Here is a 25,795-nt window from a genome sequence, read left to right as displayed (position 1 = left end):
GAACCTCCTCGGCCAGCGACTTTTTACGCAACACGACCACAACCGCCTGGATCGCCATGATCGCGACGGAGTTACACTGGAGGGTATGACGCCTATTCCCTTGATTGGTTCCCTCCCGGGAGCATGTAAGCTAGAGGATAGCGCGTCAGGACCGGCGCGGAAACCCCTCGCCCGCAGGCTTGGAGATAAATAAGTATCATGAATCCCGTCAAAGAACTGGAAAAGCACGGACAAGCCGTCTGGCTGGACTTCCTGGCCCGTGGCTTCATCGCCAAGGGCGACCTCAAGCGGCTGATCGACACCGACGGCGTCAAGGGCGTCACCTCCAATCCGTCGATCTTCGAGAAGGCGATCGGCAGTTCGGACGAGTACGACGCCCCGATCGGCAAGGCGCTGAAGCGCGGCGACCGGAGCGTGGCCGACCTGTTCGAAGCCGTCGCGGTCGAGGACATCCAGAACGCCGCCGACGTGCTCCGCCCGGTCTATGACCGCCTCAAGGGGGGCGACGGCTATGTCAGCCTGGAGGTCTCGCCCTATCTTGCGATGGACACCGCCGGGACGGTCGCCGAGGCACGGCGGCTCTGGAAGGACGTCAACCGCAAGAACCTGATGGTGAAGGTGCCGGCGACGCCGGAAGGCCTGCCGGCGATCGAGACGCTCATCGGCGAGGGCATCAGCATCAACATCACGCTGCTGTTCTCCAGGGACGTCTACCTCCAGGTCGCGGAGGCCTATCTCGCCGGCCTCGAGAAATACGTCGCAGGCGGCGGCGATCCGTCGCATGTCGCGAGCGTCGCGAGCTTCTTCGTCAGCCGCATCGACTCGGTGGTCGACAAGCAGCTCGACGAGAAGATCGCGCGCGCCAACGACCCCAGCGAGAAGGAACGGCTGGCCGCGCTGAAGGGCAAGGTCGCCATCGCCAACGCCAAGGTCGCCTACCAGGATTACAAGCGCCTGTTCTCCGGTTCCCGCTGGGAGAGGCTCGCCGCCAGGGGCGCCAAGCCGCAGCGCATGCTGTGGGCCTCGACCGGCACCAAGAACAAGGATTACAGCGACGTCCTCTATGTCGAGGAGCTGATCGGCCCTGACACCATCAACACCGTGCCGCCGGCGACGCTGGATGCGTTCCGCGACCACGGCAAGCCGCGCGACAGCCTGGAGGAGAACGTCGACGACGCAAGGCGCGTGCTGGAGGAGCTGGAGCGCTCCGGCGTCTCGCTCGACGCGATCACCGAAGAGCTGGTCAAGGATGGCGTCAAGCTGTTCGCCGACGCCGCCGACAAGCTCTACGGCGCCGTTGCGCACAAGCGCGCCACCGTGCTCGGGCCCGCGCTTGACCGCCAGCAGTTGTCGCTCGGCGACGGGCTCGGCAAGGCGGTGGCGAAGAGCACCGAGGAATGGCGCGCGTCGGCCAAGATCCGCAGGCTGTGGCAGCGTGACAAATCGGTCTGGACCGGGGCCGACGAGGACAAATGGCTCGGCTGGCTCGACAGCGCCGCCAAGGCGGACGTCGCCGACTATGAGGACTATGCGAGCCGCGTGAAGGGCCAGAAATTCTCCGATGCGGTCGTGCTCGGCATGGGCGGATCGAGCCTCGGGCCCGAGGTGCTGGCCGAGACCTTTGCGCGAAAGTCAGGCTTTCCGAAGCTGCATGTGCTCGATTCCACCGATCCCGCCCAGGTGCGGGCGATGGAAGCGAAGATCGACATCGCCAACACCGTGTTCATCGTGTCCAGCAAGTCCGGCGGCACCACCGAGCCGAACGCGATGAAGGACTATTTCCACGACCGCGTCGCGCAGGCGGTCGGCCCCAAGGTGAAGACCGGCCACCGCTTCATCGCGGTGACCGATCCCGGCTCGTCGCTGGAGAAGTCGGCCAAGACGCTGAACTACGCCCGTATCTTCCACGGCGAGCCCTCGATCGGCGGCCGCTATTCGGTGCTCTCGCCGTTCGGCCTAGTGCCGGCGGCGACCGCGGGCATCGACGTCAAGACCTTCGTCAAGCATGCGCTCGCGATGGCCCGCTCCTGCGGACCGGACGTGCCGCCAAGCGAGAATCCCGGCGTGCAGCTCGGCCTTGCCATGGGCCTCGCCGGCCTCGAAGGCCGCGACAAGGTGACGATCCTGTCGTCGAAGAAGATCACCGATTTCGGCGCCTGGGCCGAGCAGCTGATCGCGGAATCGACCGGCAAGGAGGGCAAGGGCCTGATCCCGATCGACGGCGAGCCGCTGGGCGAAGCCGCGGCTTACGGCAACGACCGCTTCTTCATCGACATCCGCACCGAGGGCGAGGCGGACGCTGCCCATGACTCGAAGCTTGCCGCGATCGAAGCGGCCGGCCATCCCGTCGTGCGCATCGTCATGAAGTCGATCGACCATCTCGGTCAGGAGTTCTTCCGCTTCGAGATGGCGACGGCGGTGGCAGGCAGCATCCTCGGCATCAACCCGTTCGACCAGCCGGACGTGGAAGCGGCCAAGATCAAGACCCGCGAGCTCACCGCGTCGTTCGAGAAGACCGGCGCGCTGCCGGCGGAGCAGCCGGTGGTCAGCACCGACGAGGCCGATCTCTATACCGACGAGGCCAACGCCACGGCACTGCGCGCCGCCGGCGCCAACGGCGACCTCACTTCCTGGCTGAAGGCGCATCTCTCGCGCTCGGGCCATGGCGATTATGTCGCCCTGCTTGGCTACATCGCGCGCGACAAGGCCACCATCGACGCGCTTCAGGCGATGCGGCTCGAGGTGCGCGAGAAGCGCCATGTCGCGACCTGCGCCGAGTTCGGACCGCGCTTCCTGCACTCGACGGGACAGGCCTACAAGGGCGGGCCCGACAGCGGCGTGTTCCTCCAGATCACCGCTGACGACGCCAAGGACCTGGCCGTGCCGGGCCAGAAGGCCAGCTTCGGCGTGATCAAGGCGGCGCAGGCGCGCGGCGATTTCGATGTGCTCACCGAGCGCGGGCGGCGCGCATTGCGCGTCCACCTGAAGGGCGGACTCAAGAAGGGTCTCGCGGCGCTCAACGCGGCGCTTAACGACGCGCTGAATTAAGGGAATCTCTCAGATGCAACTCGGCATGATCGGCCTCGGCCGGATGGGCGGCAACATCGTTCGCCGGCTGATGCGCCACGGCCATTCGACCGTGGTCTATGACAAGGACGCCAAGGCCGTCGCCGGCCTTGCCGCAGACGGCGCGGTAGGCTCGGCGACGCTGGAGGAGTTCGTCGCAAAGCTGGAGCGGCCGCGAACGGCCTGGGTGATGCTGCCTGCGGGGCGCATCACCGAGACGACGATCGACACGATCGCGGGCGTGATGCAGGAAGGCGACGTCATCATCGACGGCGGCAACACCTTCTGGCAGGACGACGTCCGCCGCGGCAAGGCGCTGAAGGCACGCGGCATCCACTATGTCGACGTTGGCACCTCCGGCGGCGTCTGGGGTCTCGACCGCGGCTATTGCATGATGATCGGCGGCGAGAAACAGGTGGTGGACCGGCTCGATCCGATCTTCGCCGCGCTCGCGCCCGGCGCCGGCGACATTCCGCGCACGGAAGGACGTGAGGGGCGCGATCCCCGCATCGAGCAGGGCTATATCCACGCCGGCCCCGTCGGCGCCGGCCACTTCGTCAAGATGATCCACAACGGCATCGAATACGGCCTGATGCAGGCCTATGCCGAAGGGTTCGACATCCTCAAGAACGCCAACATCGATGCCTTGCCGGCGGACCATCGCTACGATTTCGATCTCGCCGACATCGCAGAAGTCTGGCGGCGCGGCAGCGTGATCCCGTCCTGGCTGCTCGATCTCACCTCGACGGCGCTCGCCGACAGCCCGGCATTGGCGGAATATTCCGGCTTCGTCGAAGATTCCGGCGAAGGCCGCTGGACCGTGAATGCGGCGATCGACGAGGCGGTGCCGGCCGAAGTCCTGACCGCGGCGCTCTACACACGTTTCCGTTCCCGCAAGGAACACACCTTCGCCGAAAAAATTCTCTCCGCGATGCGCGCGGGTTTCGGCGGCCACAAGGAGCCAAAGCAGCCGGGCGCTTCGAAGCCCAAATAAAAGGCGAAGTATCAAGTAACAGAGCGAAGGCCGATTATTCGTGACAAAAGACCCGCAAGCCAAGCGCAAGCCGGAAAATTGCGCCTTCGTCATCTTTGGCGTGACCGGAGACCTTACTCATCGCCTTGTGATGCCCTCGCTCTACAATCTCGCGGCCGAGCACCTGTTACCGGAAAAGTTCTGTGTCGTCGGCGTGGCCCGCAAGGGCCAATCGGATGACGAGCTGCGCAGCAGCCTGTTGAAGGGCCTGCGCCAGTTCGCGACGCGACCCGTGGACGACGATATCGCCCAGAAGCTGCTGCAATGCCTGACCTTCGTCGAGGCCGACCCGAAGGACCCGCCGTCCTTCGACCGCTTGCGCGAGCATCTGGATTCGCTGGAATGCGCGCAGGACACCGGCGGCAACCGGCTGTTCTATCTGGCAACGCCGCCCGCCGCGTTCGCGCCGACCGCGCGTGAGCTCGGCCGCACCGGCATGATGGAGGAGAACGGCGCCTGGCGACGCCTCGTGATCGAAAAGCCGTTCGGCACCGACCTCGCCTCGGCACGCGCGCTGAATGCCGAGCTGTTGAAGTTCATGGACGAGCACCAGATCTACCGGATCGATCACTATCTCGGCAAGGAGACGGTGCAGAACATTTTGGTGCTGCGCTTTGCCAACGGCATGTTCGAGCCGATCTGGAATCGCAACCACATCGACCACATCCAGATCACGGTGGAAGAGAAGCTCGGCGTCGGCCATCGCGGCGGCTTCTACGACGCCACCGGCGCGCTGCGCGACATGGTACCGAACCATCTGTTCCAGCTGATGTCGCTGGTCGCGATGGAGCCGCCTGCACGATTCGACGCGCATTCCGTGCGCTCCGAGAAGGCCGACGTGCTCACCTCGATCCAGCAGCCCAGCCGGGAAGAGGCGCTGAAGAATTCAGTGCGCGCGCAATATCTCGCCGGCCGTATCGGCGACGAGGAGATCACGGACTATCGCAAGACCGAGGACGTCAAGCCCGGCAGCACCACCGAGACCTTTGTCGCGCTCAAGCTGATGATCGACAATTGGCGCTGGGCCGGCGTCCCCTTCTACTTGCGCACCGGCAAGGCGCTGGGTCACAAGCGCACCGAAGTCGCGATCAAGTTCAAGCAGGCGCCGCTGTCGATGTTCTCGGGCACGGACGTCGACCGCCTGTCGCAGAACTTCCTCACCATCGGCATCGCGCCGACCGAGACCATCGAGCTTCAGTTCAACGCCAAGATTCCGGGCCCGAGCATCACCATCGACGGCGTCGAGATGAAGTTCCGCTATGGCGACTATTTCCGCGTCGATCCCTCGACCGGCTACGAGACGCTGATCTACGACTGCATGATCGGCGACAACATACTGTTCCAGCGCGCCGACGGCATCGAGGCCGGATGGCAGGCGGTGCAGCCGTTCCTGGACGCCTGGAAGAGCGAGGGCACCAACGGCATCGAGACCTATGAAGCCGGCAGCGACGGCCCCGCCTGCGCGGACGAGCTGCTCCGGCGCGACGGACGAAGCTGGCGGAAGTTTTCGTGATGGCGGCGGCCGGCCAGCCGAAGCTGATTGTCGCGGCCGACGCCGAGGCCCTTGCGCAGGCCGCGGCGGAACGGGTGATGGCGCGGATTGGCGCCAATCCGGGGCGTATCGCGATCTGCCTGACCGGCGGCTCGAGCCCGAAAAAGCTCTATCAACTGCTCGGCGGCGATTCCTGGCGTGGAAAAATCCCGTGGGATCGCGTGCACTGGTTCATCGGCGACGAGCGCTTCGTGGCTGAGAGCGATCCCCTCAACAACATGGCGGTCGCGCGCGCGGCCTTTCTCGACCGCGATGCGCCCTCCGGCCATGTCCACCCGATCCCGACCGCGACTGAGAACCCGGATCAAGGCGCCGCCGCCTATGCGCGCGAGCTGCAGGCCTTCTATGGTTCGGAAAGCCTCGATCCGGCCCGGCCACTGTTCGACCTGGTCTTGATGGGCGCCGGTCCGGACGGTCACACCGCCTCGCTGTTTCCCGGCTACCCCGAAATCGAGGAAATGCAGCGCTGGGTCGTCGGGGTGCCCAAGGCCAATGTGGCACCCTTCGTGCCGCGGGTCTCCCTCACCCTGCCCGTCCTTGCGTCCTGCCGCGAAATGCTGTTCGAGATTGCGGGACATGACAAGCAGCCGATCTTGACGCGCCTCCTCAATGGCGAGACTCTGCCGGCTGTACGCGCGCGCTCGAATGGTGAGACCGTCTGGCTGGTCGACCAGGCCGCGCTTCCGGAGGAAATTCGTGGGCCGCGTTGAAGCACCTTGTGCGTTGATCGTGATGGGCGTGTCGGGTTCGGGCAAGAGCACGGTTGCGGAGGCGCTGGGCGAGCGGCTCGGCTGGCGCTTCGAGGACGGCGACAGCTTTCATCCCGCCAGCAATGTCGAGAAGATGAAGGCCGGCCATCCCCTCACCGACGAGGACCGCTGGCCCTGGCTCAACGCCATCGCCGACGAGATCGAACGGGTCTGCAAGAGCGGCAAGCACGTCATCATCGCCTGCTCGGCGCTGAAGCACACCTATCGTGACGTACTGCTGCGGGGGCGCGACGACGTCCGCTTCGTCTTCCTGAAGGGCACGAAGGAGCTGATCGCCGAACGCCTCGCGCACCGCAAGGGCCACTTCATGCCGCCAGGGCTGCTGACGAGCCAGTTCAACACGCTGGAAGCCCCGGAGGCGAGCGAGCACGTCGTCACCGTCTCGATCGACGAAACCGTCGAGGCGATCGTGGACGGCGTCGTGCGGCAATTGAAACTGGGCGGCGCAATACCCAAGGTTCTGCCATGACGCCAATCTCACTCGTGGTCTCCGACGTCGACGGCACGCTGCTGACCAAGGACAAGACGCTGACGGAACGTGCGAGGTCCGCGGTGCAGCGGCTGCACCAGGCCGGCATCGGCTTCACCATCACCTCCAGCCGCCCCGCCATCGGCATGCGCTTCCTGATCGAGCCGCTGGCGCTGTGGCTGCCGGTCGGCCCGTTCAACGGCTCCTCGATCGTCGATCCCGAGATGAAGCCGGTCGAACAGCACCTCATCCCCGCAGGCGCGGTCGAGCGGTCCTTGCAGATCCTCCGGGAGTTCCGCGCCGACATCTGGCTGTTCACCACCGACAAATGGCTGATCGACAACCCTGGCGGTAAATACGTTGCCCATGAGCAGCACACCATCCGCTCCGATCCGACCATCGTGACGGATTTCTCGCGGTACCTTGCGAGCGCCTGCAAGATCGTCGGCGCCAGCGCCGACGCCGCCGGACTCGCCGCTTGCGAGAAGGCGATGCAGGAGGCGCTCGGCAGCGAGGCGACCGCGGTGCGCTCGCAGACCTATTATCTCGACATCACCCCGCCCGGCTTCGACAAGGGCACCTTCGTCGAGGCGATGGCCAAGCGCCTCGACATCTCGACCGACGCGGTCGCGACCATCGGCGACATGCAGAACGACCTCGCGATGTTCCGCGTCAGCGGCACCTCGATCGCCATGGGCAACGCCACCGACGACGTCAAGGACCAGGCCACCCACGTCACCGCCACCAACGAGCAGGACGGCTTTGCCGAGGCGATGGAGATGATCTTGAAGCGGAACGGGGTCGGCTAGGGCTTGATGGCCTCAACTATCGCCTGCCGCTGGGTACCCACCTCTCCCCAGCGGGGAGAGGTGAAGAACCTGCCGCGCCGATCTACTTCGACCGCTGCATCGCGGGCTTCTCGCTCTCCTGCCTTGCCGCCGATAGATTATGCGCGGTGTTGACCAGCGCGATGTGGGTCAGCGCCTGCGGGAAGTTGCCGGTCTGGCGGCCCGCCACGGAATCGTATTCCTCGGCCAATAGCCCGACGTCGTTGGCAAGGGCGGCCACGCGGTCGAACAGCACCTGCGCCGTGTCGAGATCGCCCGACAGCACATAGGCATCGGCGAGCCAGAGGGTGCAGGCCAGGAACGCGCCCTCGGTCGGCTGCTTTTCCTCGGACACTTCGCGCGGATCGTGCCGCAGCACGAAGCCGTCGCACATCAGGTGCTTTTCGACGGCTGCGATGGTGCCGCGGATGCGCGGGTCCTCCGCCGGCAGGAAGCCGACCGCCGGCACCAGCAGCACGCTGGCGTCGAGCAGCTTTGAGCCGTAGGACTCGACGAAGGCATTTTCCTCCGCGTCGAAGCCATTGTTGCAGACGTCGCGGTGAATGGCCTCGCGCAGCGCGCGCCAGTGCAGCAGCGGCGCCCTGAAGCCAAAGGTCTCGGCGCTCTTGATGCCGCGGTCGAAGGCGACCCAGGTCATCACCTTGGAGAAGACGTAGTGCTTCGGCTCGCCGCGCCGCTCCCAGATGCCGTGGTCGGGCTGGTCCCAGACCTCGGCGAGATGATTGAGCACCGCGCATTCCAGCGCCCAGGTCGCTTCGTCATTGAGCTTGAGCCTGGCCATGCGCGTCTGGTGGAAGGCGTCGATCAGCTCGCCATAGACGTCGAGCTGCAGCTGTGCATGCGCGGCATTGCCGACGCGGACCGGCTGGGCGCCCTCATAACCGTCGAGCCAGCCCGCCTCCCATTCCAGCAGGCGCCGCTGGCCCCAGATGCCGTACATGATCTGCATGTTCGCCGGCGAGCCGGCGGCGGCGCGCAAGAGCCAATTGTGCCAGGCCAAGGCCTCCTCGGTATAACCCGAGTTCATCAGCGCCAGCAGCGTGAAGGTGGCATCGCGCAGCCAGCAGAAGCGGTAATCCCAGTTCCTGCTGCCGCCGAGCTTCTCGGGCAGCGAGGTCGTGGGCGCCGCGACGATGCCGCCGGTCGGGCCGAAGGTCAGCGCCTTCAGCGTGATCAGCGAGCGCATGATGAGATCGTGATACTCGCCGTCCCGCGTGCAGCGGCTGCACCAGTCCTTCCAGAATCTTTCGGTCTCCCGGAGCGCGATCTCCGGGTCGATCGGCTCGGGCGGATCGAGGTGCGAGGGGCCGTAGGTCAGCACGAACGGCACGGTCTCGCCGGCCTTCACCTCGAATTCGGCAACCGTCGTCAGGTCCTCGCCGCGGGTCCCGACCGGCGTGCGCAGCACGGTCATGTCCTGGCCGGCGACCGCGAGCAGCGAACCGTCCTTGCAACGGCGCACCCAGGGAATGTCGATGCCAAAGCCGAAGCGGATCACGAGCTCCATCCGCAGCTTCACCGTACCGCTGACGCCGCGGACCAGCCGCACGACGTCGGACGCCTTGCCGCGCGGCGGCATGAAGTCGATCAAGGCGACAATGCCGCTCCTCGTCTCAAACCGCGTTTCGAGGATGAGGGTATCGCCGAGATAGCGGCGTGACGTCGTGGTGACGTCCCCGGCCGGCGCGATCTGCCAGCGGCCGTTCTTGCGCGTGCCGAGGATTGCGGCAAAGCAGGCGTCGGAATCGAAGGCGGGCCAGCACAGCCAGTCGATCGAGCCGTTGCGCCCGACCAGCGCCGCGGTCTCGCAGTCGCCGATCAGCGCATAGTCCTCGATCCTCTGAGACACTGTCGTGCGAGCCTAAAAACCCCGGCGGATTAACTCCCGCCGAGCAACGAACGTTCCCGCGTCGCCGCTCTCAAGGCCGTGAGATCGACCTTCGAGGCGATCTTGTCGAGCGTGACAGGCAGGCGCTGCCGCCAGTTCGGATGCTCGTCGATCGTGCCGGGAATGTTGGGCTGGTCGATCACGCCGAGCAGATCCTCCAGCGACACCGCGAGCAGCCGCGAGGGCGTGCGCGACAGGAAGGCGAGCACCGAATAGAGATCGTTGGCGTTGATGCCGTTCTGGCGCAGGATCTCATCGAGCATGCCGAGCGCATGCCAGCGGGCCTTGTCGTCCTCGCCGGGATCGAGCCCGAGCGACAGCTTCATCTTGAGATCGCTGAAGGAGCGCCAACCCGCATAGGTGCAGAGATCGTGCGTGTTCAGCGTCACCAGCGCGTTCGGCCGGTAATAGTCGATGTTGCGGAAGTGGCCGGCATCGTCGCGCTCGAACATCATGACGAGGTAGGACCAGATGCCGAAATCCTGCATGGTCTCGCGGAAACCTTCCGGCACCGTGCCGAGGTCTTCGCCGATCACGATGCACTTATGGGCCGCGCTCTCGCGCGCCACGGCGCCCAGCAGCGCCTCGAACGGCATCTGCACATAGGCGCCGTTGTCGGGCTTGAAGCCGCGCGGCACGAGATAGAGCCGCTTCAGCCCGAGCACGTGATCGATCCGGATGGCGCCGGCATGGCGCATCGAGGCGGCCAGCATGTCGGCGAACGGCACGAAGGATTGCGCCTCTAGGCCGCCGGCGTTGAAGCCGGCAAGACCCCAGTCCTGGCCGACCGTGTTGAGCACGTCGGGCGGCGCGCCGACAGCGAGATGACGCGAAATCGCCGTCTGCTCGTTCCAGGCATCGAAGCCGTTGGACTGCACGCCGACGGCAACGTCGAGATAAAGCCCGACCCGCATGCCGAGCTGGCCGGCCAGCTCCTTGGCCGCGTGCAACTGGCTATCGGCGGTCCATTGCACGAATTCGACGAACTCGACCTCGCGCTTGTCAGGACCGTTGCGCAGCTGGGCGCATTTTGTCTCGTCGGGCTGCCGCCACTCGGGCGGCCATTCCCACCACGGCCCGGCGAAGCGATGCCGCAGCACCTCGAAGCAGGCAAAGCGGGACAGCAGCGGCGCGCGATCCGCGCGGAAGGCGTCGAACTGATTGCGTCGGACGCCGCTCGCGCTCCGCACGAAGCTGTTAAAGGCAGCGCGCAAGGCCAGCCATTTCAGCGCCGCCATGTCGGCATAGGGGACGCGGTCGCCTTCGCGCAGCCGCGCGGCGGTCGCGGCCGCATCGGGGACGAGGTCCGCGGAAAATTCCGGGATCGCCTCGACGTCGATGTAGAGCGGATTGAGAAACAGCCGGCTGTTCGGCGAATAGGGGCTGCAATCGGCCGGGTGGTCGTCGAACAACACGTGCAGCGGATTGAGGCCGACGCCGTCGGCCCCGAGCTGTTTTGCGAGCCGGACGAGATCGGCAAGGTCGGTGAAATCGCCGATGCCCCAGTTGCGCTCCGAGCGGACGCCGTAGAGCTGCACGGCGAGCAGCCAGCCGCGGTCGAAATCGCCGCCGAAGGCGCGCTCGGGCGCCACGATCATCGGCACCTCTTCGGTCACGCCTTCGGCATCGGTCAGCGTCAAGCGGTGGTAGCCGAGCGGCAGGCCGGCGGGCCAGGCGATGACGGGCTCGCGCGTCTCGCCTTGTGCGATCACGTTGCCGTTGCCGGCGATTTTCCATTGCAGCGGCGGCGCGCCGGTGGCCGCCAATTCCGTCCGCGGATGTCCCAGGGCGCGAACCACCACGGGCCCGCTGACGAAGCGATAAACCCGCTTCTCCGGCAGGGCGTCGAGGATGGATTTGAGGGCCACGGGATCGGTGACCCGCAGCTTTCCGAGGGCGTCCACGAATTCGGACTGAACACCCTTGATCTGGGCTTGAGCTAAAAGATCCATTCGGCACGCAGCTTGCAGGCCATTGTGTGGCCGGGGGCAGGGATTTTAACGAGGTGGCGGAAGACGTTAGTCAGGGGTAACTCAAAAACGGGCCTGCCGTTCCCAGGCGGAACTAATGACACACAAGCGGCTTTCTATATAGGTATCAAGCGTAGGTTCCCGACAAGGGAAACGGGCCCTGCTTTCTTGTCAATGGCATCACCGTGAACAAGACAATTCAAACTGTCGAAAGTGCCGCAGCCGGCAGCGCTTTCCTCATCGAAGACGTCTACCCCTTGATCGACGGCGGCCGTTTCGCCGTGAAGCGGATCGCGGGCGAGCGTGTCGAGGTGTGGGCCGACATCTACCGCGACGGCGAGGCCGTGGTCGGCGCCGCGCTGATCTGGCGACGCGAGCAGGACCGGGAATGGCGGAGCGAGCCGATGATCCATCACGGCAATGACCGTTGGTCCGGCGCGTTCACGCCCGTCGAGCCCGGCCAATATCTCTACGCGATCGAGGCCTGGACCGACGAGTTCGCGACTTGGTCTCACGCGGTCGCGCGCAAGCGGCTGTCCGGCGCCGATGTCAGCCTCGACGCCATCGAGGGCGCCGGGCTCCTGACCAAGGCGCATGGCGCGCGGCAGGACGCCGCGGCGGTGATCGTCAGACAATGCGAGGACTATCTTCAGACCGGCGATGTCACCCCGCTGCTCTCAACCGAGCTCGGCAGCGCCATGGCCGAGAGCCAGTCGCGGCCCGACCTCACGCGCTCGCCGCTCTTCCCGCTGATCGCCGACCGCGACAAGGCGCGCTTTGGCGCCTGGTATCAGATGATGCCGCGCAGCCAGAGCCGGATCCCCGGCCGGCACGGCACGCTGCGCGACTGCATCGCGCGCGTGCCCGATATCGCCGCGATGGGCTTCGACGTGCTCTACTTCACGCCGGTCCACCCGATCGGGCATAACAGGCGCAAGGGCCGCAACAATGCGCCGGTGGCGACCGCAGGCGAACCCGGCTCGCCCTATGCGATCGGCACCGCCGAGGGCGGACACGATGCGCTGCATCCCGAGCTCGGCACCATCGAGGATTTCCGCGCGCTGGTTGCGACCTGCCTGGAATACGGCCTCGAGCTCGCGCTCGATTTCGCCGTGCAATGCTCGCCGGACCATCCCTGGCTGACGCAGCATCCGGAATGGTTCAAATGGCGGCCGGACCGCTCGGTGCGGACGGCTGATGGCCCCTATTCGGACATCGTCATCCCCGATTTCGCCTCCGTCGACCGGGCCGGGCTGTGGAATGCGTTCCGCGACGCGATGTTGTTCTGGATCGACCATGGTGTCACCATCTTCGCCATCGACAATCACGATACCGCGCCGCTTCCGTTCTGGGAGTGGCTGATCCGCGACATCCGCCGCCGGCATCCCGAGGTGATCCTGTTCTCGAAGACGTTTGCACGGCCGAAGCTGATGAATGGCCTCGCCAAGCTCGGCTTCGCGCAGTCCTTCACCTATTTTCCCTGGCGCACGTCGAAGTGGGAGGTGGAGCAATATCTCGGCGAGCTGACGCGTTATCCCGAGCGCGACTTCTATCGCCCGAACCTGTTCGTGAACACGCCGGACCTGCTGCCCTTTCATCTCCAGAGTGGCGAAGCCTGGGCCTTCAAGTCGCGGCTCGCGCTGGCCGCGACGCTGTCGGGCAATTACGGGATCTATAGCGGCTTCGAATTGCTCGAACACGAAGCCATCCCCGGCCGCGAGGAATATCTCGATTCCGAGAAGTACCAGATCAAGCAGCGCGACTGGGACAAGCCGGGCAACATCAAGCCCTACATCGCCGCTCTCAACCGCATCCGCAACGACAATGCGGCACTCCAGCAGACGGCGAATTTGCGGTTTCTCGGCATCGAGGACGGCGAGACGATCAGCTTCGTGAAAGAGGCGACCGATCCGGCCAACACCGTCGTCGCCGCCATCGCCCTCTCGCGCGATGCGCGCGAATTCTGGTTGCCGCTCGGCGACCTCACCATCGACGCCGGCGGCGAGCGCCGCCACGTCACCGCACTCGAAAATCTCCTCACCGGCGAACAGTCCCGCATCGAATGGGGCGGGATCAGGTTGCGTATCGATCCCGACCGCGATCCAGCGCTGCTGTTCCGCTGCCTGGCGTAAAGGCTTAACGCCATGAATGTTCTGTCTTCCGTCGATACCAAGAAGATTGAGGCTGCCGAGGTCGTGGATGAGCTCTGGTACAAGGACGCCATCATCTACCAGCTGCACGTCAAGGCGTTTGCGGACAGCAACAATGACGGCATCGGGGACTTCGCCGGCCTGACCGAGAAGCTGCCCTATCTCCAGGAGCTCGGCGTCACCGCGCTGTGGCTGCTGCCGTTCTATCCCTCGCCCGGGCGCGACGACGGCTACGACATCGCGGACTACGGCTCGGTCAATCCCGATTTCGGGACGATGAAGGACTTCAAGCGCTTCATCCAGGAGGCGCAGAAGCGCGGCCTGCGCGTCATCACCGAGCTCGTCGTCAACCACACCTCGGACCAGCACAAATGGTTCAAGCGCGCGCGCCGCAGCCATCCGGGCTCGAGCGCTCGCAACTGGTATGTCTGGAGCGACACCGACCAGAAATACCAGGGCACGCGCATCATCTTCACCGACACGGAGAAGTCGAACTGGACCTGGGATCACGAGGCCGGCGCCTTCTACTGGCACCGCTTCTTCTCGCACCAGCCGGACCTCAATTTCGACAATCCGCGCGTGGTCAGCGCGCTCATCCAGGTGATGAAGCGCTGGCTGGACGCCGGCGTCGACGGCTTCCGGCTGGATGCCATTCCCTATCTCTGCGAGCGCGAGGGCACTTCGAACGAGAACCTCCCCGAGACGCATGCGATCATCAAGCGTCTGCGCCAGGAGCTGGATTCCTACTCCAAGGGCAAGCTGCTGCTGGCCGAGGCCAATCAATGGCCGGAGGACGTGCAGGAATATTTCGGTCGTGGCGACGAGTGCCACATGGCCTACCACTTCCCGCTGATGCCGCGCATCTACATGGCGATCGCGCAGGAGGACCGCTTCCCGATCACCGACATCCTGCGCCAGACGCCGGACATTCCGGCAAGCTGTCAATGGGCGCTGTTCCTGCGCAACCACGACGAGCTGACGCTGGAAATGGTCACCGACGTCGAGCGCGACTATCTCTGGACCACCTACGCCAACGACCCGCGCGCCCGCATCAATGTCGGCATCCGCCGGCGCCTCGCGCCGCTGATGGACAACGACCGCCGCAAGATCGAGCTGATGAACTCGCTCCTGCTGTCGTTCCCCGGTACGCCGATCATCTATTACGGCGACGAGATCGGGATGGGCGACAACATCTATCTCGGCGACCGCAACGGCGTGCGCACGCCGATGCAGTGGAGCCCGGACCGCAACGGCGGCTTCTCGCGCTGCGACCCGGCCCGTCTCTACGCGCCGCTGATCATGGATCCGGTCTACGGCTATGAATCGGTGAACGTGGAGGCGCAGTCGCGCAGCCTGTCCTCGCTGCTCAGCGCCACCAAGCGGCTGATCTCGGTGCGCAAGTCGACGCTCGCCTTCGGCCGCGGCACCATGACCTTCATCCGTCCCGCCAACCGCGCCGTGCTGGCCTATGTCCGGCAGTACCACGACGAGGTGATCCTCTGCGTCGCCAACCTCTCGCGCGCAGCGCAGGCGACCGAGCTCGATCTGTCGCCGTGGAAGGACCGCATTCCGCAGGAGATGCTCGGCCGCACCCGCTTCCCGCCGATCGGCGAGCTGCCCTACATGATCACGCTGGGGCCATACGGCTTCTACTGGTTCCATCTCATGGAGCGCGACAAGTCCGAGCCGGTGACGCCGCGCGCGGTGCCGGAATTCGAAACGCTGGTGGTGCCGGTCAACTCGACCTGGGTGTCGCTGGCGCGCGAGCGCGGCGTGTTCGAGCACGATGTGCTGCCGGGATTTCTGTCGCGGACACGCTGGTATCCCGAGCACAATCCCAAGCACATCAAGCCGACGCTGACCTCGGCGGTGCCGTTCTGCGACATCGGCGACAACCGGCCCTGGATCGCGTTCTTCGAGGCGGCGCAACAGGACGCCGTTGCGACCCGCTACGTGCTGCCGATGCAGATCGAATGGGTGCGCTTCGACCGCGAGCGCTTCAACCCGAAGGCGCTCGCCGCCGTGCGCCAGGGCGCGCGCGAAGGCACCCTGCTCGACGTCGCGACCGACCAGATCTTCATCGGCTTGTTCCTGCGCAACCTGTCGCAGAACCTGGTGGTGGAAGAGAACAATCTGCGGCTGGAGTTCAAGGCGACCAGCCGGTTTGCCGACTACACCATCAAGGAGCCCGGACGCATCCGCGCGATCGAGCAGTCGAACAGCACCGCGCTGGTCGACAACCAGTACGTCGCCAAGATCTATCGCCAGCTCGAAGGAGGCACCAATCCCGAGATCGAGATCGGCCACTACCTCACGGAAGTCGCCCGCTTTGCCAATACGCCGGCGCTGCTCGGCAGCGTCGAGCTGGTCGAGGGCGATCAGCGCAGCACACTCGGCGTGCTGCATGCCTATGTCGAGAACCAGGGCGACGGCTGGGCGGTGACCACGGGCTATCTCGACCGCTATATCGACGAGCAGCGCGTCTTGTCGGCGGGCGAAGCGCCGCGGGAGACTCAGGAGCAGTCGCCCTACCTGCACTTCGTCATGCAGATCGGCCGGCGCCTCGCCGAGCTGCATGTCGCTCTGGCCGCGGCAAGGCCTGACGATCTCGCTCCGGAGCCGATCGGCTCCGCCCACATCAGGCACTGGGTCTCCGACCTCAAGGCACGCGCCGGGCGGGTTTTCGAGCGACTGGCCGACAGCCGCGACGGCCTGCGGGAAGCGGACCGGCCGCTGATCGACCAGCTCACGGCGCTGCGCACGAGCCTGCCCGACCGCCTGAATGCGCTCTTGCCATCCGACATCGACGGGTTGAACATCCGTCATCATGGCGACTTCCGCCTCGGGCAAATTCTGATCGTGAAGGACGATATCTGCATCATCGACTTCGACGGCGATCCGCGTCTGCCGCTGGCCGACAAGCGGCGCAAGCTGCCTGCCGCGCGCGACGTCGCCGGTCTGATCCGCTCGATCGATCTTTCGGTGAACGTGGCGCTTGGCCGGGCCCTGTCAGGAGGCACTGACGAGCAGAGCCGGCTTGTAGCCGCGCTCAGTGAATGGCGCGAGCGCGCCACCACGACCTTCCTGTCCGCCTATCGCGAGGCCATGACCGATCGGCGGCTGTGGCCGGAAGATCCGCAATCCGCGGAAGGCCTGTTAAGGTTTTTCCTGCTTGATCAAGCGTTCGACGAAGTAGAGTACGAGCTGTCCCACCGGCCTGAGGGGCTCCATGCGCCGCTGACCGGACTGCTTCGCATTCTGTCCAATGCCGAGAGCGAAGCCCATGCCTAAACTACCTGCCGAGGCCTACGCGATCATCGAGGGCCGCCACGCCGACCCCTTCCACTATCTCGGGCTGCATCCCGAGGGCGGCAAGAGCGTGGTGCGCGCCTTTCTGCCCGAGGCCTCCAATGTCGAGGCGGTTGGCGAGCACGGCGAGGTCGCCCGGCTCGACCGCGTCCACGACGCAGGCCTGTTCGTCGGCGCCTTGCCGAACGGCTCGAAGCATTACCAGCTACGCGCCAAATTCGGCGACAGCGTCGTCGAGTTCGAGGACGCCTACCGCTTTCCGCCGATCCTGACCGATTTCGACCTCTATCTGCTCGGCGAAGGCACCCATCAGCGCCTCTATGACAAGCTCGGCGCGCACCCGATGACGCTCGACGGCGTCGACGGCATCGGCTTCGTGGTGCTGGCGCCGAATGCGCGGCGCGTGTCTGTCGTCGGCGATTTCAATTTCTGGGATTCGCGGCGCCATCCGATGCGGGTGCGCGGCAGCGGCTATTGGGAATTGTTCATCCCGCACGCCAAGCGGGGCGATCACTACAAATTCGACATCGTCGGGCCGCACGGCCATCAGCTGCCGCTGAAATCCGATCCGATGGCGTTCGCGAGCGAGGTGCGTCCGAAGACGGCCTCCATCGTGTTCGACGAGGCGCACCTGCCGCGGCCGCGCCCGGCGCCTGACGGCATCAATGCGCTGTCGGCGCCGATGTCGATCTACGAGGTCCATCTCGGCTCGTGGCGACGCAAGGGCGACAATGAATGGCTCACCTACCGCGAGCTGGCCGAGCAGCTGCCGGCCTATGCCCGCGACATGGGGTTCACCCATCTCGAATTCCTCCCCGTCAGCGAGCACCCGTTCGACGGCTCCTGGGGCTATCAGCCGACCGGGCTCTATGCACCGACCAGCCGGTTCGGCACGCCGGAGGATTTTGCCGCACTGGTCGACGCCTGCCACCGCGAAGGCGTCGGCGTGCTGCTCGACTGGGTGCCCGGCCATTTCCCGGACGATCCGCACGGGCTCGGCAGCTTCGACGGCACCTCGCTGTACGAGCACGCCAACCCGCTGCAGGGCCGGCACCTCGACTGGGGCACGCTGATCTACAATTACGGCCGCACCGAAGTGACGAACTTCCTGGTGTCGAACGCGCTGTTCTGGCTGGAGCGCTACGCGATCGACGGCCTGCGCGTCGATGCCGTCGCATCGATGCTCTATCTCGACTACAGCCGCCCGCCCGGCGCCTGGATTCCCAACCAGTATGGCGGACGGGAGAACATCGAGGCGATCGCGTTCCTGCGCCGCTTCAACACCGAACTGTTCGCCCGCTTTCCGCAGGCAACCACGGCGGCAGAAGAATCCACGGCGTGGCCGCAAGTCTCGCGCCCGGTCGAATTCGGCGGGCTCGGCTTCGGCTACAAGTGGAACATGGGCTGGATGCACGACACGCTGAACTACATCAGCAAGGATCCGATTCACCGCAAGCATCATCACGGCGAAATCCTGTTCGGCCTGCACTATGCCTTCTCGGAAAATTTCATCCTGCCGCTGTCGCATGACGAGGTCGTGCACGGCAAGCGCTCGATCCTGGGCCGCATGCCCGGCGACGAATGGCAGCGCTTCGCGAACCTGCGTGCCTATTACAGCTTCATGTTCGGCCATCCCGGCAAAAAGCTCTTGTTCATGGGCGCCGAGATCGCGCAAAGCCGCGAATGGAATCACGACCAGTCGCTCGACTGGCACCTGCTCGAATACAAATATCACTCGGGCATCCAGGCGCTGATCCGCGACCTCAACCGGCTCTATCGCGCGGTGCCGGCGCTGCACCAGATGGACTGCGACCAGGCCGGTTTCGAATGGCTCATTACCGACGACGCCAATCGCAACGTGTTCGCCTGGCTGCGCAAGGGGCTCGACGAGCACGCGCGCTGCCTGGTGATCGTCAACTTCTCCCCCAACGTCTATCGCAACTATCGCGTTCGCGTGCCCTTTGCCGGCAAGTGGAAAGAGGTGCTCAACTCGGACTCCGCCCATTATGGCGGCAGCAATGTCGGGAACATCGGCGAGGTTCATGCCGTCGACGGCAAGACGCCCGAGCTCCGCCTCACCATTCCGCCGCTCGCCGCGATCTTCCTCGTTCCGGAAAGCTGACCGATGCGCCTGACTGCCGGATCGCCCGCACGCCTCGGCGCAAGCTGGGACGGACGCGGCACCAACTTCGCGCTGTTCTCGGCCAACGCGCAGAAGGTCGAGCTCTGCCTGTTCGACACGCAAGGCCGCCGCGAGCTCGAGCGCGTCGAATTGCCGGAACGGACCGAGGACGTCTGGCACGGCTATCTCAACGACGTCTCGCCGGGCCAGCTCTATGGCTATCGCGTGCACGGCCCCTACGAGCCCGAGCACGGCCACCGCTTCAACGCCAACAAGCTGCTGCTCGATCCCTATGCCAAGCGGCTCTCCGGACGACTGGTCTGGAGCGATGCGCATTTCGCCTACCGCACCGGCTCACCGCGCGAGGACCTGTCCTTCGACCGGCGCGACAATGCGCGCGGCATGCCCAAGGCCGTCGTGGTCGACGAGACCTTCAACTGGGGCCGGCGCGAGATCCGCCCCAACGTCGCCTGGGAAGACACGATCATCTACGAGGCCCACGTCAAGGGGCTGACGCAGAAGCGCGACGACGTCCCGCCGAACTTGCGCGGCACCTATGGCGGCCTGTCATCGCCGGCGATGATCGAGCATCTGAAGAAGCTTGGCGTCACCACGATCGAGCTGCTGCCGATCCACAGTTTCGTCGACGACCGCATATTGGTCGAGAAGAAGCTCGCCAATTACTGGGGCTACAACACGCTGTCCTTCTTCGCGCCCGAGCCGCGCTACGCCCAGGACAACGCGCTCGATTCCTTCCGCACCACGGTCGCGCGCCTGCACGATGCCGGCATCGAGGTGATGCTCGACGTCGTCTACAACCACACCGCCGAAGGCAACCACCTCGGCCCGACGCTGTGCTACCGCGGCATCGACAACGCCTCCTATTACTGGCTGAACCGCGAGAACCCGCGCTATTACGACGATTTCACCGGCTGCGGCTCGTCGGTGAACCTCACCCATCCGCGCGTGCTGCAGATGGTGATGGATTCCCTGCGCTACTGGGTCGAGGTCTGTCATGTCGACGGCTTCCGCTTCGACCTCGCCACGACCCTCGCGCGCGGGCCCAACGGTTTTGATCGCGGCAGCTCGCTCCTGACCGCGATCCGGCAGGATCCGGTGCTGGCCGCCGTCAAGCTCGTCGCCGAGCCGTGGGACCTCGGGCTTGGCGGCTACCAGGTCGGGGCGTTCCCCTCGCAATGGTCGGAGTGGAATGATCGCTATCGCAGCGCCATGCGCCGCTACTGGAGCGGCGAAGGCAGCCTGATCGGCGACATCTCCAGCCGCATGACGGCATCGTCCGACCTGTTCAACCACGACGGACGTCGGCCGCGCGCCAGCATCAACCACATCACCGTGCATGATGGCTTCACGCTGGCCGACCTGTTCAGCTACAACGAGAAGCACAACGAGGCCAATGGCGAGGACAATCGCGACGGCTCCAACGACAACCACAGCAACAATTGCGGTGTCGAAGGGCCGACCGACGATCCCGGGATTCTCGGTCTGCGCCGCCAGCTTCGCAAGAACGTGCTGGCCTGCCTGATGCTGGCGCAGGGCGTTCCCCTGCTTCTCGCCGGCGACGAGGTCGGCAATTCGCAATCCGGCAACAACAACGCCTATTGCCAGGACAACGAGGTCGGCTGGGTCGGCTGGGGCAATCTCGGCAAGGACGGCGACGACATGGTCGATTTCGTCGCCGGTCTCGCCGACATCCGCCGCCGCTTCTCGCAGCTTCGCAGCCATCGCTGGCTCGACGGGCGCCCCAAAGACGGCCTCTCCTACGGCGCGCTGTGGCTGACGCCTGCCGGAGAGGAGATGACGGAGAACGACTGGAAATTCCCGGAAGGGCGGTTCCTCTCCTATGTGATGGGGCCGATGGAACCGGGCGGGGCCGCGATCTTTATCGTCCTGAACGCCGCTCCCGAAGAGATCGCATTCAAATTGCCCAAGATGACCGAATACAAGAGTTGGCAGCAGATCCTCAACACGACCGATGCCAAGCTGAACACGATCGACTTCCAGCCCGGAAGCGACAGCAAGGCGCCGCCGCGCTCCGTGCTCGCCTTCGCGGGGGCGCTATGAGGCCGTCCTTCGGCGCGAGGCCGACGAAGGAGGGCGTGTCGTTCCGCCTGTGGGCGCCCGGCGCGCGACGGGTCGATCTCCTGCTCGACCGAAGGCACGCGATGCAGCGCCGGCAGGACGGCTGGTATGTGGCCGAGATCGCCGACCTGACCACCGGCAGTCCCTACAAGTTCAGGATCGATGACGAGATCGACGTGCCCGATCCGGCCTCCGCATTCCAGCCCGAGGACGTGTTCGGCCCGAGCGAGGTGATCGATCACGACGCCTTCGCCTGGCGCGCGCGCGACTGGCGCGGCCGTCCCTGGGAGGAGACGGTGCTGATCGAGAGCCATGTCGGCACCTTCACAGCGGAAGGCACCTACCGCGCCATGATCGACAGGCTCGATCATCTCACAGCGACCGGCATCACCGCGCTTGAGCTGATGCCGCTGGCCGATTTCGCCGGCTACCGCGGCTGGGGCTATGACGGCGTGCTGTGGTACGCGCCCGACAGCGCTTACGGTCGGCCCGAGGACCTGAAGACGCTGATCGACGAGGCGCATCTGCGCGGGCTGATGGTGTTTCTCGACGTCGTCTACAATCATTTCGGCCCCGAAGGGAATTACCTCGGACGCTATGCGCCGGGCTTCTTCACCGACGCGCACACACCCTGGGGCAGCGCCATCGACTATCGCGTGCCGCAGGTGCGAGCCTTTGCGGTCGAGAACGCACTATCCTGGCTCAGCGATTATCGCTTCGACGGACTGCGACTCGATGCCGCCAACCACATCATGGCGCTGCCCGGCGAGCAGTCGATGCTGCAAGACCTCAGCGTCGCCGCCGGCGAGCTTGCCAAGGCCACGGGGCGGCACATCCATCTGGTGCTGGAGAACGGCGACAATCGCGCCAGCCTGCTCGACGCCGCGCAGGAGCCGCCGAACGGCAAATATCGCGCGCAGTGGAACGACGACTATCACCACGTCTGGCATGTGATGCTGACCGGCGAGCTCGCCGGCTACTATGCCGACTACCAGACACCGCGCATGGATCTCGCACGCGCGCTCGCCTCGGGCTTCGTCTACCAGGGCGAGATCTCGGAGTTCTGGGGCAAGAAGCCGCGCGGCGAGCCGAGCCGCGAGCTGCCGCCGGCGACCTTCGTCAACTTCCTGCAAAACCACGACCAGATCGGCAACCGTCCGCTCGGCGAGCGGCTCGAAAGCCTGGCATCGCCGCGGCAGATCGAAGCCGCGCTCGCAGTCACGCTGCTGGCGCCGATGGTGCCGATGCTGTTTCAGGGCGAGGAATGGGGCTCGAAGGTCCCCTTCCCGTTCTTTTGCGACTTCCAGGGCGGGCTGGCCGACGCCGTGCGCAAGGGACGCAGGCAGGAATATGCCTGGGCCTATGAGAAATACGGCGCCGAGGTGCCCGACCCGCTCGATCCGGCAACACTGCAATCGGCCGTGCTCGATTGGGGCGGCCGCACGCCGGAGCAGGATGCGCGGCTGGCTCTGGTGCGTGACCTGCTCGCGCTCCGCCGCAAGGAGATCATGCCGCGGCTGAAAGGCGCGCGCTTCGGCGACGCCGAGGCGACCGATAGCGGCTTGCTCCGCGCGCATTGGCGCATGGGCGACGGCACGACGCTGCGCCTCGTCGCCAATCTCTCGGATCACGAGATCATTTCCACTGACAATGCGGGCACGCCGATCTGGGGCGGCGCGGCCGGCGATCGGCTTCCGCCCTGGTCGGTGGTCTGGCGCCTCGGAGGTTGACATGCCTCCGGCCATTCCTCTCGCGACCTACCGGCTTCAGCTCACCGCGGATTTCGACTTCGACAAGGCTGCCGCAGTGGTGCCTTATCTCAAATCGCTCGGAATCACGCATCTGTATGCCTCGCCGGTGATGAAGGCGCGCAAGGGCTCGACGCACGGCTACGACACCGTCGATCACAGCCAGTTCAATCCGGAGCTCGGCGGCGAGGCCGGCTTTGCGCGGCTGAGCGAGGCACTCGGCAGGAACGACCTCGGCCTCATCATCGACTTCGTGCCGAACCATGTCGGCGTGCACTTTGCCGACAATCCCTGGTGGCTTGACGTGCTGGAATGGGGACCGACTTCGCCGCACGCGGCCGCCTTCGATATCGACTGGGATCTGCTGCCCCACCGCGCCCGCGGCGGCGTGCTGCTGCCGATCCTCGGTTCGTCCTATGGCGAGGCGCTGGAGCGCGGCGACATCGAGCTGCGCTACGATGCCGGCGAAGGCAGCCTTTCTGCCTGGTATTTCGAGCATCGCCTGCCGATCGCCCCGGAGCGCTATGGCGAAATGCTGCGGATGTTCGTGAAGGAAGCCGATGCCGCCGAGACGGAGGCCGGCAAGCGCCTGCTCGCGCTCGCGGCCCGCTACACCGGCCTTCGCCGTCCCAACCGCAAGGAAGCCCCTGGCTTCAAGGCGGAGCTGAAGGAGATCGCGGGCGCGGCCGACATCATCGCGAGCGGCCTTTCCGCCTATCGTGCCGCCAAGGATCGTCCGGCGCAGACGCTGGCGCTGCATCATCTGCTGGAGCGCCAGCACTACAAGCTCGGTCATTGGCGGCTCGCCTCCAGCGACATCAACTACCGCCGCTTCTTCGACGTCAACGGGCTCGCCGGCCTGCGCGTCGAGGACCCCGGCACGTTCGCTGCCACGCACCGGCTGGTGAAGCAGCTCGTGGCCGACGGCAAGCTGCACGGCATCCGGCTCGATCACATCGACGGCCTGCGCGATCCCGCCCAGTACTGCCAGCGGCTGCGCCGGCTGGTGCGCGACGCGCAAGGCAACACCAAGCCGTTCTACACCGTGATCGAAAAGATCCTGTGCGAGCACGAGCACCTGCCGCATTTCGCCGGCATCCAGGGCACCACCGGCTATGAGTGGATGAACGTCATCACGCAAGTGCTGGTCGACGCCAAGGGGCTGGAGGCGCTGGACGAGACCTGGCGGCAAGTCAGCAATCGCCCACCGCGGCTTGCGCCTTACGTCAAGGAGGCCAAGCGGCGGGTGCTGGAGACGCTGCTCACCAGCGAATTCATCGTGCTGACGCGCCTGCTCGCACGCATTGCCAACGGGCATTACTCGACCCGCGACTTCTCGGCCGACAGCCTGCGGCAGGCGCTCGAGCTCTACGTGCTGCATTTCCCGGTCTATCGCACCTATCTCACGTCCGGCGCGCCTGCCGCGCACGATCGCAAGCTGATCGACGATACCATCGCGCGTGCCCGGGCAGAGTGGTTCGCCGCGGACGAGGGCATTTTCGATTTCCTGCGCGATGCCCTCACCATGGACCTGCTCAAGCCCGGCCGGCCCCCGCACAGTGCCCCACGCGTGCGCCGCTTCGCGCTAAAGGTGCAGCAGTTCACCGGGCCGGTGATGGCGAAGTCGCTGGAGGACACCGCGTTCTACCAATTCCACCGGCTGCTCGCGCTGAACGAGGTCGGCGGCGATCCCGCGAGCACCGGCCTTGCCATTCCCGCCTTCCACGAGGCCATGCGCGCGCGCGCCAAGGAATGGCCGCAAGGGATGACGGCAACCGCCACCCACGACACCAAGCGCGGCGAGGACGCCCGCGCCCGGATTGCAGCGCTCAGCGAAATTCCCGGCGAATGGACCAGCGCAGTTTCACGCTGGAAAGTGCTGAACGCGCCGCATCTCGCACTCCACGGCCATCTGCGCGCCCCGTCGGCGACGTTCGAATACATGCTCTACCAGACCCTGCTCGGCGCCTGGCCGCTTCAGACACCCGCGGACGCCGGCTTCGTCGAGCGTATCCAGGCCTATGCGCTGAAGGCCGCCCGCGAGGGCAAGGAAGAGACGAGCTGGCTCAACCCGCACGAGACCTACGAGACCGGACTACGAGACTTCATCGCGAAGATCCTCGATCCCGCGCAGTCGCGCGAATTCCTGGAGGCGCTGCAAACCCTGGCGCGCCGCGTCGCGCTGCTCGGCGCGTTGAACTCGCTGAGCCAGCTCACCCTCAAGGCAACGCTGCCGGGCGTTCCTGACTTCTACCAGGGCACCGAATTCTGGGATCTGTCGCTGGTCGATCCCGACAACCGCCGTCCGGTGGATTTTTCCGCGCGGAATACGGCGCTTGGTTCGCTGTCCGGTCCGGATTGGAGCAGCCTTATCAAGGCCTGGCCGGATGGCCAGCTCAAGCTGGCCTGGACGCGGCACCTCCTCAAGCTGCGCAACGAGCTCGCCGGCGTTTTTACGCAAGGCGACTACCAGTCGCTGGACGTCCATGGCGCGCACGCCGATCATGTCATCGCTTTCGCCCGTCGCCACGACCGCGCTGCGGCGATTGTCGTGGTCGGGCGATTGTTCGCGCCATTTTCGCAAGGCGGCCGGGAATGGCCCGCGCTCGAAGGTTTTGACGCCACCATCGACATCACCGGCTACGCCGCGCCGGGACTTGCGGGTAACGAGCTGCCGGTCGCGCAGGCTTTTCGTGATTTTCCCGCGGCCGTCATCGAGGCCCGTACAGCGGGCGCCATCAGGCCTGCGCGGCAGCGCGTGCGCGCCTGA

Annotated in this window: 14 protein-coding genes; 12 read left to right on the top strand and 2 right to left on the bottom strand. The window is 65.6% G+C overall.

The window, feature by feature from the left end:
• The first annotated feature begins 198 nt into the window (after positions 1 to 198).
• Genes ACFLEY_RS10015 through ACFLEY_RS09990 form a run of 6 tightly spaced genes read left to right on the top strand, consistent with a single transcriptional unit; the run spans position 199 to position 7,699 of the window.
• The gene (locus tag ACFLEY_RS10015; RefSeq protein WP_060908693.1) at positions 199 to 3,048 is read left to right on the top strand and encodes a bifunctional transaldolase/phosoglucose isomerase; all 2,850 of its coding nucleotides are present in this window, start codon (positions 199 to 201) and stop codon (positions 3,046 to 3,048) included.
• Between the two features lie 13 nt (positions 3,049 to 3,061).
• Positions 3,062 to 4,060, top strand: a complete 999-nt coding sequence (gene gnd, locus ACFLEY_RS10010; RefSeq protein ID WP_011089498.1) for a phosphogluconate dehydrogenase (NAD(+)-dependent, decarboxylating) — start codon at positions 3,062 to 3,064, stop codon at positions 4,058 to 4,060.
• 40 nt (positions 4,061 to 4,100) lie between these two features.
• Positions 4,101 to 5,612, top strand: coding sequence for a glucose-6-phosphate dehydrogenase (zwf, locus tag ACFLEY_RS10005; RefSeq protein ID WP_211433954.1), 1,512 nt, complete (start codon positions 4,101 to 4,103; stop codon positions 5,610 to 5,612).
• Positions 5,612 to 6,361 carry a 6-phosphogluconolactonase gene (gene pgl, locus ACFLEY_RS10000; RefSeq protein ID WP_060908695.1) on the top strand — a complete coding sequence of 250 codons (750 nt, stop codon included), beginning with the start codon at positions 5,612 to 5,614 and terminating at the stop codon, positions 6,359 to 6,361. Before zwf ends, pgl begins: the two co-directional genes overlap by 1 nt.
• The gene (locus ACFLEY_RS09995; protein ID WP_011089501.1) at positions 6,348 to 6,890 is read left to right on the top strand and encodes a gluconokinase; all 543 of its coding nucleotides are present in this window, start codon (positions 6,348 to 6,350) and stop codon (positions 6,888 to 6,890) included. The genes pgl and ACFLEY_RS09995 overlap by 14 nt, the downstream gene beginning before the upstream one ends.
• The gene (locus tag ACFLEY_RS09990; RefSeq protein ID WP_060908696.1) at positions 6,887 to 7,699 is read left to right on the top strand and encodes a Cof-type HAD-IIB family hydrolase; all 813 of its coding nucleotides are present in this window, start codon (positions 6,887 to 6,889) and stop codon (positions 7,697 to 7,699) included. The genes ACFLEY_RS09995 and ACFLEY_RS09990 overlap by 4 nt, the downstream gene beginning before the upstream one ends.
• 82 nt (positions 7,700 to 7,781) lie before the next feature.
• Here ACFLEY_RS09990 and ACFLEY_RS09985 read toward each other — a convergent pair whose 3' ends face one another.
• Together ACFLEY_RS09985 and malQ are read right to left on the bottom strand one after the other, a co-directional pair.
• A complete protein-coding gene (locus ACFLEY_RS09985; RefSeq protein ID WP_060908697.1) occupies positions 7,782 to 9,587 on the bottom strand; it encodes a glycoside hydrolase family 15 protein in 1,806 nt (601 codons plus the stop codon).
• 29 nt (positions 9,588 to 9,616) lie between these two features.
• Complete coding sequence (malQ, locus tag ACFLEY_RS09980) at positions 9,617 to 11,578, bottom strand: 4-alpha-glucanotransferase (protein ID WP_060908698.1); 1,962 nt, start codon at positions 11,576 to 11,578, stop codon at positions 9,617 to 9,619.
• Positions 11,579 to 11,781: 203 nt separating this feature from the next.
• Between malQ and ACFLEY_RS09975 the strand changes: the two genes are divergently transcribed.
• From ACFLEY_RS09975 to treY, 6 genes are read left to right on the top strand one after another with little or no spacing between them, the layout of a single operon-like run.
• The gene (locus tag ACFLEY_RS09975) at positions 11,782 to 13,728 is read left to right on the top strand and encodes a maltotransferase domain-containing protein (protein ID WP_060908699.1); all 1,947 of its coding nucleotides are present in this window, start codon (positions 11,782 to 11,784) and stop codon (positions 13,726 to 13,728) included.
• Positions 13,729 to 13,740: 12 nt separating this feature from the next.
• On the top strand, positions 13,741 to 17,037 hold the full coding sequence (gene treS, locus ACFLEY_RS09970; protein ID WP_060908700.1) for a maltose alpha-D-glucosyltransferase: 3,297 nt from the start codon (positions 13,741 to 13,743) through the stop codon (positions 17,035 to 17,037).
• Positions 17,030 to 19,177 (top strand): 1,4-alpha-glucan branching protein GlgB, encoded by a 2,148-nt coding sequence (gene glgB, locus ACFLEY_RS09965; RefSeq protein WP_060908701.1) that lies wholly within the window; start codon positions 17,030 to 17,032, stop codon positions 19,175 to 19,177. Before treS ends, glgB begins: the two co-directional genes overlap by 8 nt.
• Positions 19,178 to 19,180: 3 nt before the next feature.
• Positions 19,181 to 21,259, top strand: a complete 2,079-nt coding sequence (gene glgX / locus ACFLEY_RS09960; RefSeq protein ID WP_060908702.1) for a glycogen debranching protein GlgX — start codon at positions 19,181 to 19,183, stop codon at positions 21,257 to 21,259.
• A complete protein-coding gene (treZ, locus tag ACFLEY_RS09955) occupies positions 21,256 to 23,007 on the top strand; it encodes a malto-oligosyltrehalose trehalohydrolase (protein WP_060908703.1) in 1,752 nt (583 codons plus the stop codon). Before glgX ends, treZ begins: the two co-directional genes overlap by 4 nt.
• Position 23,008: 1 nt before the next feature.
• Positions 23,009 to 25,795: a malto-oligosyltrehalose synthase gene (treY, locus tag ACFLEY_RS09950; protein ID WP_060908704.1), complete on the top strand. Its 2,787-nt coding sequence runs from the start codon at positions 23,009 to 23,011 to the stop codon at positions 25,793 to 25,795.

It is taken from the genome of Bradyrhizobium sp. YCK136, from assembly GCF_044570075.1.
Taxonomy (GTDB): domain Bacteria; phylum Pseudomonadota; class Alphaproteobacteria; order Rhizobiales; family Xanthobacteraceae; genus Bradyrhizobium; species Bradyrhizobium diazoefficiens.
This window is presented reverse-complemented; position numbering and strand designations above follow the sequence as displayed.